The organism is Paenibacillus sp. P3E, from assembly GCF_001909045.1.
Taxonomy (GTDB): domain Bacteria; phylum Bacillota; class Bacilli; order Paenibacillales; family Paenibacillaceae; genus Paenibacillus_AQ; species Paenibacillus_AQ helianthi.
On sequence record NZ_LVWH01000028.1, the window covers coordinates 1 to 10,384 of the forward strand.

Here is a 10,384-nt window from a genome sequence, read left to right on the forward strand (position 1 = left end):
TCGTTTTTCGTCGGTGAGTTATCTTCCAGTTCTTTGCTTTGGTGTACATGGTGCGGATTGACAATGACCAAAGGAATACCTTGCTGTCCCAAATACTCGGCCAAGTTAAACCAGTAGTGTCCGGTGGGCTCAATGCCGAAGAGGACGTCGCTCTTGGCATGCTCCTGCTGAAGCTCCTTCATCCACTGTACCAGTTGCTCCAGACCTGTTCGTGTATTGGAGAATACACAATCTTTCCCCAGTTCAATTCCCCGAAAGTCAATGGCTCGGGCCACATGGGTTTCCTTAGCGATGTCTGCCCCTACGACAAGGGTCTTGTCGGAAATTCTCATCATCCGTTGATTCTGTTTCTTCGATTGTTTATACTTCATGTTGAGTGCCTCCTGCGCTGGAATTTGTTCTCTGGACGGAACGTTTCCCAGTATACAGCTGGCGCTTTTTTCATTCAAACCTCAAATTAATTCATTACAGGAATGGCTCTATTCATTTTTTTGTATTCTTGTCATAGAAACGCCGATGTATTCAATCGGCTGTATACCATTTTGATATCCAAGAGAATTTCACTGGATTGATTTTATTTTACCTACTAGTAGATAGATTGTCAAGTTCGTATTATATCTTTTCAATACAATTAACCCTTTTTATTCGCCCGATGCAACTGAACAAGGTAGATCACCGATGACAAAACTCCTGCCAGAGCTAGTCCTGCTACAATGGCGATTGCCACGTACATATTAGGTAAAAGTTGATTGGACTCCATCGGTTCATGCGAGCTATTGAGCACAGCGGTTATGACAGCTAAAGAGATAGCGCCGCCAATCTGCAAGCTGGTATTGACAAGTCCTGAAGCCAATCCTTGTTCTACAGGAATGACATTATGAGTCGCCTGGATATTTACCCCTGGGAAAGCAAACACAAAGCCAATACCAATTAAGATCATGGTTGGCAGGAGGAAATTCCAGTACGGCAACGCAGGGTCGACCCGGAAAAATAAAAGGTATGCGATTGAAACCAGCACTAAGCCAATCAGAATTGCCATGGGTGTACCTATTCGCTTCATCACACGGTCAATACGCGGGCCAAAAACGACCTGAAATAAACTTGAAGGCAAAAATGCCAAAGCCACCCAAAGTGGTGACCAACTTAGTGAATCTTGTAAATATAGAGTTGCAATAAATTGGAAGGACATAAAACTTCCCAGCAGCATCATTGCGGCAAAATTTGCATTGACTAGCGACATTGAACGGAAAATCCCAAGCCGCACCAGAGGCTGGGGATGTCGTCTCTCTACAAGAATAAAGGCAAACAACAACACAACGCTGGCAATGATCAGAAGAATCGTCGTAATAGAAGTCCACCCTTTGGCAGGAGCCTCTACAAGTGCGTATACCAACACTAACAATGAAGCTGTAATTGTAAGTGAACCCCAGAGATCAAACTGCTTCATGGTTACACGTTCTCTAGAAGCATGTGGCACCAGTTTTAAGCCGGCAAGTAAAAGAATAAGAGCGACCGGACCAGGAGCCAACAAAGTAAAGCGCCATCCAATTTCTGTGAGAAGCCCTCCGAATACAAGCCCTAAGGCAAAACCGGTCATCCCAATGATGGAGTAAATACTAAGTGCACGCATTCGGTCAGGTCCTGCTGCAAATGAGGTGCTTACAATGGACATTCCCGCAGGTACCGTGAACCCCGCTGCAATCCCTTTAAGGAGTCTCAAACCGATAAGTGCGATCTCATTACTCATGAAAGAACTGACAATCGATGCCAAACCAAACACAGCAACTGCAGTCAGAAATACTTGACGCCGGCCAAGTAAGTCGGCTACACGGCCTCCTAAGAGCAGAAATCCGCCGTACCCTAGAATGTAGGCATTTACAATCCATTGCAACGATCCCGTGGAAAGATGAAGTTCGTTACCAATTGAAGGTAAGGCAATGTTAACCATGGATAAATCGACTCCATCAAGGAATAGCGCCCCTGAGACGATCAGAAGAAGTCCCCAAATTTCAAGGCTCCATTTCCTCTCTTGGTTCTCGTTCTTATTCTTTGCTACTGCTCCTTGTTCTAGCACAATATCACTCCTTTATAGATTGGATAGGTAAAGTAATTGATCTACAAAATCGGCAATACTCTGCCACAAGTATTGCCGATTTTGTAATGATCTCTTTTGATTTATTTGGAATCGAGTTTGGCTATTTCAGCTAATAATGCTTCAAATTTCACAATATTTTCACTCAGAAATATTCAGAACAGCACGGAATCGAGTCGAAGCTGACATCATTTTATCGTATGCTTCGCTAGCACGATCTAATGGGAATGTTTCGATCATGGGACGAATATCGGTAAGAACACTAAAATTAATCGTTGCTTGAATTTCTTTCGCTCCGCCTGTAAACGAACCTTTTACAGTGTTAGGACCTTTCAAAAAGTCCATCGCCGACAATTCCAATTGCTCACCAGAACCCGCCACAATGATTAGTTCGCTATCTTGACCCAACCCGTTTATCAGAGATGAAATAGCTTTTGCGTTTGGTGCAGTAGCAAGGATGACCTTTGCTCCTCCTAAAGCTTGTAGTGCCTTTGCAGGATCTTCTTTTTCCGAATCAATATAATGATGCGCTCCAAGTTGACGTACAAGATTTTCTTTATCACTTCCTCGAGAGATAGCCACTGTGCGATATCCTGCCTTGTTTGCGTATTGAACCGCAAGGTGCCCCAGCCCGCCGATACCCTGAATAGCTACCAGATCACCAGGCCGAGCTTTACTGTTTCTGATGGCACTGAAGGTCGTTTCACCAGCACACATCAGTGGAGCAGCTTCCAACACCGAAATTTCATGCGGAATACTGGACAAACTATCCTGGTAAGCAACCATATATTCAGCATAACCACCGTCAATCGTTAATCCCGTTACATGGCTATGTCCCCCATGCCATCCAATACCGACACGTTCACCAATCTTCCACTTCGTTGCACCCGCTCCAAGCTCTTCAACGATTCCAATCACTTCATGTCCAGGTATACGGGGATATTCCGAGGCCAAACCTCCAATAGCCATCGAGTCTCCATTGCATACCCCGCAAGCTTCAACACGGAGCAGTACTTGTCCTTCTGCAGGCTGCGGAACCGGAACCTCAACTAATTTCATTTTTTCACCTTTGGCAGGCACTTGTATAGCTCTCATCATCTTCACTAATAGGACCTCCTATAGTTTTTTTAAGGTTTGGAACTTCCTTAGTATAGAATAAATAAAACAATTATTCAATTACTTAATTGAATAATATATTAACTAGTTTTTTGGGCAATAATCTTCAAGACTGCAAGTTCAGCTGACTGGAGTGCGCCTTCTAGATGACCGCCATGCTCTGGACTTGCTTCTGTTCCAGCGAACACCATTTTGTTTTCCCATATACCAACTACAGGCGGTTCTCCATAAACCGGGAAATCTTGTAGTGGAATACTGTCTTCGGATACTGCCGTTTCAGAATCCTCAGACCAATCTTTATAAAGAACAGTCCTTGCATTTTTGGCCGAAGGGCCGAAAAGCCTAACCAACTGTTCCATGACCTGTTCTAAAACCAGCTTTTCCCCTAGCATATGGCGGTCTTTCGCGGACATCCCAAAGAAACCAAATAATGCACCCGAGCCTGTGTTAGGCGAAGTATCATGAATTTCTTGCAAAGGTCCTAACCAACTCGATGCAAAACCCGAAAGGCCGTCTTTTCTCCAAAAAGGATAATCATAGACAGCTATTGCTTTGGCTTGTCCTGCCATCCAGGTCGGTTTGTTGATAAGGTTTGCGTTCAGTTCAGGAGGAAGTTCAGGAACAAAATGAATATGCCGTGCAATAAGCCGAGGCGGTAATGCCAGAATAACAGTACTAGCAGTAAATTGTTTGGTATGCCCATCTGCAAGTTCTGCATGAATCGTGATGAAGTCTGGATCATTCAATTCAATTGCCGTGACACGTGTTTCTAATTCAAAGATCTCTGGTGGAAGCTTGCTAGCCAACGCGTCAATTAAAGATTGCACCCCTCCTGCAAACCGCAATGATCTTTCCATGGAGTGAACCGGGAGGATATGGCGCTCAGGTGCTTGGTTTTTATAACGCTCAAATAACATGGCCCCTTCGGTGTGCTGTTCGAAAGTTTCCAGGTGCAGTTCTTGAACGAGACGGGTGATTGTACGCTCATATCGCGGCCAGAACCAGGTGGGTCCAAGATCAAATTTCCCCAATTCAGGATAATCGGGACTCAGGGAACTCAAAGCCCTGCCTCCAATCCTGTTTCGAGCCTCCAAAATCCTACATTCAATACCTTGCTCCTTAAGTAAAGTGGCTGCCCGCAGGCCGCTTAAACCTGCACCAATAATTATCACCGGGTTCTTCATTCTTTTTATCCATCCTTTTGAATATTTTAATATTCATGTTGACATGCTTTAGAAGTCATATCACATTGTGCAGTTGTTGTAACTTTCTTTCTAATTGTTCAAACTGAACAAACCTTCCTTCACGAAGATATTCTTTCTGGTCAAGAAACATAATGATCGTAGGAACTGTAAAAATCAAAAATTTACCTGCAACCTCCCCTACCCGACGGGCATCTACGTGCGCAAGCTTTATTTCGGGAAAGTTACTGAGCAATTCTTTGAGTTTGGGATAAATCGCATGACATACATTACAATCCTCTTGGGATACATACAACATGCTGAATCGGTTATTTTGAATAAAAGTATCGATTTCTCCCACGGAAGTAATTTCTTGGACATTCATTGTTAATCACCCGTCTTTCTGGAAATACAATAGTCTTTTCCGAATGACTTTTATGAACCCGATCCATTAATTGAGAAACTGGAGCTACTACTAAGTACAGATCCCGGAATCCCTTTTTTTGTAAAATGCGGGTCGCCTTTTTCCCTTTCAGATATTGGCCGGTCAATATGACTACGCTGTCCTTTGGAGACAAATCCTTTTCCCAAACAAAGGGCAATCGACCCAGGGATATATTAATGGATTCCGGTACATGCCCTTTATCAAAGTCGGATACATCTCTAATGTCAAGTAATTTGATAGGATCAGGCACCTGGATTTCGCTTGATTTCAAAGATAAGATGGTCACTCCACAAAGGAAGCGGAAATGTTGAATAAGCCTGTAAATTATAAGAAAAACTAATAGCATAGTAATAATCATTTGTCATCCCACCCTGAAACACGACTTAAGCATTTAGGAATTAAGAATTCCATCCTGTATTTACTCCATGCTTTAGGTTCCCTACTCTTCATCGCAAGCATTCCACTCCCTGGTTCCTTCTTCTACACGATAAGCTTTAAAGCCCTGTTTTTGTATATAATCAACAGCTTGGGATGTAATAGAGCAGTATGGGCCACGACAGTATGCTGCAAGCTCTACATCAGCTTTATTTATTGTTTTCAGGTATTCTTCCAAATGTTCAAAGGGTACAGAGATGGCACCTGGAATATGAGATGATTCATACTCCTCAGCGGGTCTAATATCTAAGAGAATTACTTTTCCCTGCTTCATTTTGGCCAATAAGTCGTGTTTTGAAATACTATGAACACCTTCATATTGTCTTTCCAGCTCATCTTTAATCTGTTTTATGTCAGCGAGTCTATCCTCGCACAAATTCCACAATGAAGTTAAGAAATGTGTAACCGATGGATCACTAATGCTATATATGACGTACGTTCCTTTCTTGTAGCACTTAACCAACTTCGCATCCAGTAAAATCTGTAGATGGCGGGAAACATTCGCAACACTCATGCCAGTCTGTGTAGCCAAACCTTCAACCGATTTTGGTCCATTCGATAAAAGGTCCATGATTTCTAGTCTTTTGTCACTGGATAAGCATTTTCCAATTCGAGCAAATTGCTGATATAAACGTTCTTTAATATCTGATTCTGGACATCTTTTATCCATATTGTCCCCCCCTTTTTTGTTGCAGATTATTATGTCCAATTAAAAAACAGCAATCCAAAACTTTATTCACGTTATCATTATTTGCAGAAAAACGACGGGTCTGATACATCAAAACCGCCGTTTTCTTCTTAATTAATTACTTCACTAACCCTAAGATTTTTTCTCTAAGAGCTTGCTTTGGAGTGATCCCCACCATTGTCTCAGACAATTTCCCATCTTTAAATAATAGCAGTGTAGGAATGCTTCTAACTCCATACTGTGAAGCCAATTCGGTTTCTTCATCAACGTTAACTTTGCCAAGAGTCGCCTGTCCCGCTAACTCGTCAGCCAGCTCATTTACGATGGGAAGTTGCACTTGACAAGGTCCGCACCATGGTGCCCAAAAATCGACTAACGTTACACCGGTGTTAATATTAGATTCAAAAGTTTTTTTTGTTAAAGTTACTGCTCCCATGAACAGAACCCTCCTCATTTGTATTATCAATTATTCAATCGATTAATTGAATTATAGCGCTGAAATACAATCCCGTCAACCCCGTAAGTCCATGTTCGTGTCAGAGGAATTTTATCGTATATAAAATTCAATTTAAAATTTCCATGATACTCTTAGGAAACGTTTCTTCTGCCTTTGCTCTTTTCTCATAAAGATTGTACCAAGCCTCCGCTACCAGATCCGGGTCAAAGCCAGTACCCTTCTTAATCAAAGGACTTATGGATAAATGTCCGACATATACCCCGAGAGGAAGCAAACGTTCGTGTAAATTAAGGATATAGTTTCGGAGTCCTGACATGGCTATACCTGTATTGCCGAACAGGTGGCTTGGGCTCATGGCTGAAAGATCGCTTGTGAAAAGAAGCGCCCCTTCGCCTCGTACTGTCATTTCCGGAATAACTTGTCTTGCAGAGTTGATGGCTCCAATGACAACATTGTTAAAAATTTGAAGAACGCTATCGTCTGTCGTATCCAGAACAGGTGTTACAGAAACACTTCCATTATACGGGCTATACTCCATGACATCTATTGAACCGAACGCATCTTTAATATGTTGAAATGCCCTTGTTAGCTGTATTTTGTTTGTAATATCGGCAGCAAACCCCTGAGCTTCTATCCCCATTTTGTTGAGCTGATCAGCATATTGATCCAGCTTCTCCTGTGTCCTTGAAACCATAGCAATACGGAACCCTTGCCTTCCAAAAGTCTTGGCCAATGAGAAACCAAGACCCGGTCCAGCACCAATGATAGCAATTGTTTTCATTTGTTCATTCTCCTCTACCTAATGATCCGACCAGAAATAAAGAGCACCTGAAGAAGCGCTCTTTATTTCGATTCAATCAGAGATGCTCCTATTCTATGGAGTATTATTCAATCACAAATTCACTATTGAGTTGGATGGCATTAGCAATATTCCAGCGGTTCGGGGATGTGCGTATGACCGTCTCATGAATTCGGTTCCATTGCTCTTGCGTCCCGTCCCCCGATACAACTACTTTATACTGCAGTTCTTCATATCCAGGTTTAATGTTCTCGTCTAGGCCAAGAAATCCGCGAAGATCCAATTGGCCTTTGGTAAGAATTTTCAAAGATTTCAGATGGACATTCTCTAATGAAGCTGCCGCAACATAACCAACAATCATACAAGCGTTAAGTGCTGCCATTAGATACTCCTGTGGGTTAGCAGCTAGATCCGCACCCAATAATTCGGCTGGTTCATCGATTAATATCTGAAAATCCCGTTCAAGCTTTTGCTCACCAAGCATCATTTCTTTAATGGACGAGGCTGACTTGGTTCCCCCAGTCCACTCTGTTGTCACTTGAAATTGCGCTATTCCATCCTTTGAGTTCTGCGCTACCGCTCCTGCAAACTGCTTCAGAGCATCTACGTCGAGTCCGTTAATAAGCCCGCGATTATTATTCATTTGATATCTCCTCATCTTTCTTCTAATAAAATTATCTCAAACGAGCTGTAACCCCACCATCTAATGGCATAACTACACCAGTAATCCATGCAGCAGAGTCACTGGCGAGAAACAGAATAGCTTCCGCAACGTCCAATGGAGTCCCATTTCGTCCAATGGGATGGAATGCGTTAAAGCTTGGAAGTACTTTGGCCACTTCTTCTTCACTCATAAAGGTGTTATAGATAGGCGTTTCAACAACAGCAGGTGCTACAGCATTCACTCTAATATTATCTCCGGCAAACTCAATCGCCAAGTTTCGAGTCAGGGCATGCCTACCTGCCATCGCTGCTGAGTATGCCGATGACGGTGTTGATTCTACTGCTTGGGTTGCCCACATTGAACCTGTATTAACAATTGCGCCTCCCCCTCTTTTTTTCATTTCGGGAATGACAGACTGGGAAGGATAAAACGTTCCTTTTACAATCGTATCCAGATAAGATTGCAAATCTTCTGGCGAATGATCCAGGAAAGGTGTTGGGTTAAACTTACCAGTATTGTTCACCAGCACATCTATGCCACCAAAAGCATCCGTAGCCACTTGAACCAGTCTCTTGGATGTCTCCAGTCGACTAATATCTCCCGCAACTGCCAATACCTTTTTGCCAGTAGGATCAATTTCCAGAGCAGTTTTTCTCAGAACGTCTTCACGACGGCCGTTAATGATAACATTCGCACCTTCTTCAAAAAATCTTTGCGCAGCAGCCCTTCCTATTCCTGTTCCTCCACCGGTAACAATAACTGTTTTATTTTCAAATTTCATTTGGTTCATCTCCTTTTTATTAATTACATTGTACGTATTTACCTACTGATAGGTAGATTAATCCGAAAAATTGAATATCACACTATCACATTTTATGAGCCGCATAAAATTCTGATTTCAGACTCTGCGGACATTTCTGTGGAAGTTTTCGATTACCTCCTTTTATAACAAGTGTAATAAATAGTACCACAAATCGAGTTTCGTTATTAATCAATTGATAAATTGAATATAATGTAGTTCTTAGATTCCGTCAAGCTTTATTTATTCGTGGCTTGTGATGTCTCGTGCTAGACGCATGACTGATCTTTTGATCTGTACTTATATTGTTGTTATATGCTAGATCGGCAATGACAATGACTAATGGAATGCCGTGCTATCCCAAATACTCGGCCAGGTTAAACCAGTAGTGTCCGGCGGCTCCATGCCGAAGAGGACGTCGCTCTTGGCATGCTCTTGCTGGAGCTCCACCATCCACTGAACCAGTTGCTCCAGGCCAGCTCGCGTATTTGAGAATACACAATCCATTCCAAGTTCAATCCCCCGATAGTCGATGGCGGTGCTTTTTGGTTTCAAACCGCTAATTAATACACTACAGGAATGGCTACCTTATAGATTAATTTGCGAACAAGAGGATTCTATTGTAATGGAATTTTTTAAACCCACCACCCTAATTCACACTCCGGAGAGCATCTGCAATACTAACTTTATTCAGCCTGTACATTGGCCCAATCGTTGCAAGGATCGTTGTGATCATTGATCCCGCGAAAGCGATGCCGATACTGTACCACGGGAATACCCAATCTGCATCTAAAGCACCCGTGAAGAGAAGATGTATTCCGTAATCCAGCACTGTCCCCAGGATAATTCCAATTACAGCGGAAAACAATCCATAAAATACGCCTTCTAAAATAATCATTTTCCTCACTTCCTTCCGGGTCATGCCGATGGCCTTGAGGGTTGCAAATTCATTCGTACGAAGAATTAGATTCGTACTTACTGTATTGATAATGTTCAAAAAAGCAATTAGAACAATGACACCGATAAAACCGTAAAAGAAGATACTAAAAGTCTTTGCGTCATTTTTAGCTTGGGCAAGCTCTTCCACTTTATCAGTGTAATTAAATCCGGCGTCTTTCTCAGGTAATGATTTCAAATAGTCTGTTATCATATGGTTCGATATCTCGGGATTAGCAAGGATAAATATTCTAGAATAAATATCGCTACCCATAATATTAGAGTATACTTTCGGCGTCGTAATGAATGAAACAACATGACTACTGTTATATTCTTTCGACAACAAATCCTGATCGACAATTCCGACCACTGTCACGGTTTGGTATCCTTTTTGACCTCTGTCAAATGTTCGAATTTTGATGTGATCTCCGACTTTAAAACGAGTTTGATCGAGAATCAGCTGTTTGCCTTTTTCCGTGGTCATGCTTATTTTTTGTTGAACGATAACGCCGTTCTCTTGATTCATTTTCTCTTTGTCGATCTTACCAGTGATGAGTTTGGATTTCAGAGCATCCAAGCCATTGTCCCCGTAAGACGTGAGATAGTTATTATCGGTTCGATACCCCTCCCCTTCAGAAACGACATACCTATTTTTGTTAAATTCATAATATTTGGGATTGATCTTATCTTTAGGGATAATGGCCATCACTTGATTATTGTAAAATTTATAGGCTTGCTCTACAGCATTTAGCTTGGCAATATGCTTATACAC

At 42.2% G+C, this 10,384-nt stretch carries 12 protein-coding genes and 1 pseudogene; all 13 read right to left on the reverse strand.

Features of this window, described 5'->3' with window-relative positions; translation table 11 throughout:
- On the reverse strand, positions 1-371 hold a 371-nt coding region (locus tag A3842_RS04985), incomplete at its 3' end, for an IS110 family transposase (RefSeq protein ID WP_143186159.1).
- A 260-nt stretch (positions 372-631) separates the two neighbouring features.
- Positions 632-2,074: an MFS transporter gene (locus A3842_RS04990; RefSeq protein WP_074100650.1), complete on the reverse strand. Its 1,443-nt coding sequence runs from the start codon at positions 2,072-2,074 to the stop codon at positions 632-634.
- A 159-nt stretch (positions 2,075-2,233) separates the two neighbouring features.
- Positions 2,234-3,196 (reverse strand): zinc-binding dehydrogenase, encoded by a 963-nt coding sequence (locus A3842_RS04995; RefSeq protein ID WP_074100651.1) that lies wholly within the window; start codon positions 3,194-3,196, stop codon positions 2,234-2,236.
- A 92-nt stretch (positions 3,197-3,288) separates the two neighbouring features.
- Positions 3,289-4,392 (reverse strand): flavin monoamine oxidase family protein, encoded by a 1,104-nt coding sequence (locus tag A3842_RS05000; RefSeq protein WP_074100652.1) that lies wholly within the window; start codon positions 4,390-4,392, stop codon positions 3,289-3,291.
- A 55-nt stretch (positions 4,393-4,447) separates the two neighbouring features.
- Positions 4,448-4,774: a thioredoxin family protein gene (locus A3842_RS05005; protein ID WP_074100653.1), complete on the reverse strand. Its 327-nt coding sequence runs from the start codon at positions 4,772-4,774 to the stop codon at positions 4,448-4,450.
- The gene (locus A3842_RS33700) at positions 4,719-5,192 is read right to left on the reverse strand and encodes a rhodanese-like domain-containing protein (protein WP_074100654.1); all 474 of its coding nucleotides are present in this window, start codon (positions 5,190-5,192) and stop codon (positions 4,719-4,721) included. Before A3842_RS33700 ends, A3842_RS05005 begins: the two co-directional genes overlap by 56 nt.
- An 81-nt stretch (positions 5,193-5,273) precedes the next feature.
- Positions 5,274-5,939 carry an ArsR/SmtB family transcription factor gene (locus A3842_RS05015; RefSeq protein ID WP_074100655.1) on the reverse strand — a complete coding sequence of 222 codons (666 nt, stop codon included), beginning with the start codon at positions 5,937-5,939 and terminating at the stop codon, positions 5,274-5,276.
- Positions 5,940-6,075: 136 nt separating this feature from the next.
- Complete coding sequence (gene trxA, locus A3842_RS05020) at positions 6,076-6,393, reverse strand: thioredoxin (protein WP_074100656.1); 318 nt, start codon at positions 6,391-6,393, stop codon at positions 6,076-6,078.
- Between the two features lie 127 nt (positions 6,394-6,520).
- Positions 6,521-7,195 carry an SDR family NAD(P)-dependent oxidoreductase gene (locus A3842_RS05025; protein ID WP_074100657.1) on the reverse strand — a complete coding sequence of 225 codons (675 nt, stop codon included), beginning with the start codon at positions 7,193-7,195 and terminating at the stop codon, positions 6,521-6,523.
- Between the two features lie 103 nt (positions 7,196-7,298).
- Positions 7,299-7,856, reverse strand: a complete 558-nt coding sequence (locus tag A3842_RS05030; protein ID WP_074100658.1) for an OsmC family protein — start codon at positions 7,854-7,856, stop codon at positions 7,299-7,301.
- 31 nt (positions 7,857-7,887) lie between these two features.
- The gene (locus A3842_RS05035) at positions 7,888-8,658 is read right to left on the reverse strand and encodes an SDR family NAD(P)-dependent oxidoreductase (RefSeq protein ID WP_074100659.1); all 771 of its coding nucleotides are present in this window, start codon (positions 8,656-8,658) and stop codon (positions 7,888-7,890) included.
- Between the two features lie 376 nt (positions 8,659-9,034).
- A pseudogene (locus tag A3842_RS33180) lies at positions 9,035-9,213 on the reverse strand (IS110 family transposase); the annotation flags it as partial.
- Positions 9,214-9,325: 112 nt separating this feature from the next.
- Positions 9,326-10,384 (reverse strand): ABC transporter permease (locus tag A3842_RS05040; protein ID WP_143186160.1); only part of this gene is annotated, 1,059 nt, incomplete at its 5' end.

What these genes read in the sequence shown, in the direction of transcription:
- A3842_RS33700 (WP_074100654.1), bottom strand. Translation starts at nt 5,192, where the DNA reads ATGATTATTACTATGCTATTAGTTTTTCTTATAATTTACAGGCTTATT.
- A3842_RS05005 (WP_074100653.1), bottom strand. Translation starts at nt 4,774, where the DNA reads ATGAATGTCCAAGAAATTACTTCCGTGGGAGAAATCGATACTTTTATT.
- A3842_RS05000 (WP_074100652.1), bottom strand. Translation starts at nt 4,392, where the DNA reads ATGAAGAACCCGGTGATAATTATTGGTGCAGGTTTAAGCGGCCTGCGG.
- A3842_RS05035 (WP_074100659.1), bottom strand. Translation starts at nt 8,658, where the DNA reads ATGAAATTTGAAAATAAAACAGTTATTGTTACCGGTGGAGGAACAGGA.
- A3842_RS05025 (WP_074100657.1), bottom strand. Translation starts at nt 7,195, where the DNA reads ATGAAAACAATTGCTATCATTGGTGCTGGACCGGGTCTTGGTTTCTCA.
- trxA (WP_074100656.1), bottom strand. Translation starts at nt 6,393, where the DNA reads ATGGGAGCAGTAACTTTAACAAAAAAAACTTTTGAATCTAATATTAAC.
- A3842_RS05015 (WP_074100655.1), bottom strand. Translation starts at nt 5,939, where the DNA reads ATGGATAAAAGATGTCCAGAATCAGATATTAAAGAACGTTTATATCAG.
- A3842_RS05030 (WP_074100658.1), bottom strand. Translation starts at nt 7,856, where the DNA reads ATGAATAATAATCGCGGGCTTATTAACGGACTCGACGTAGATGCTCTG.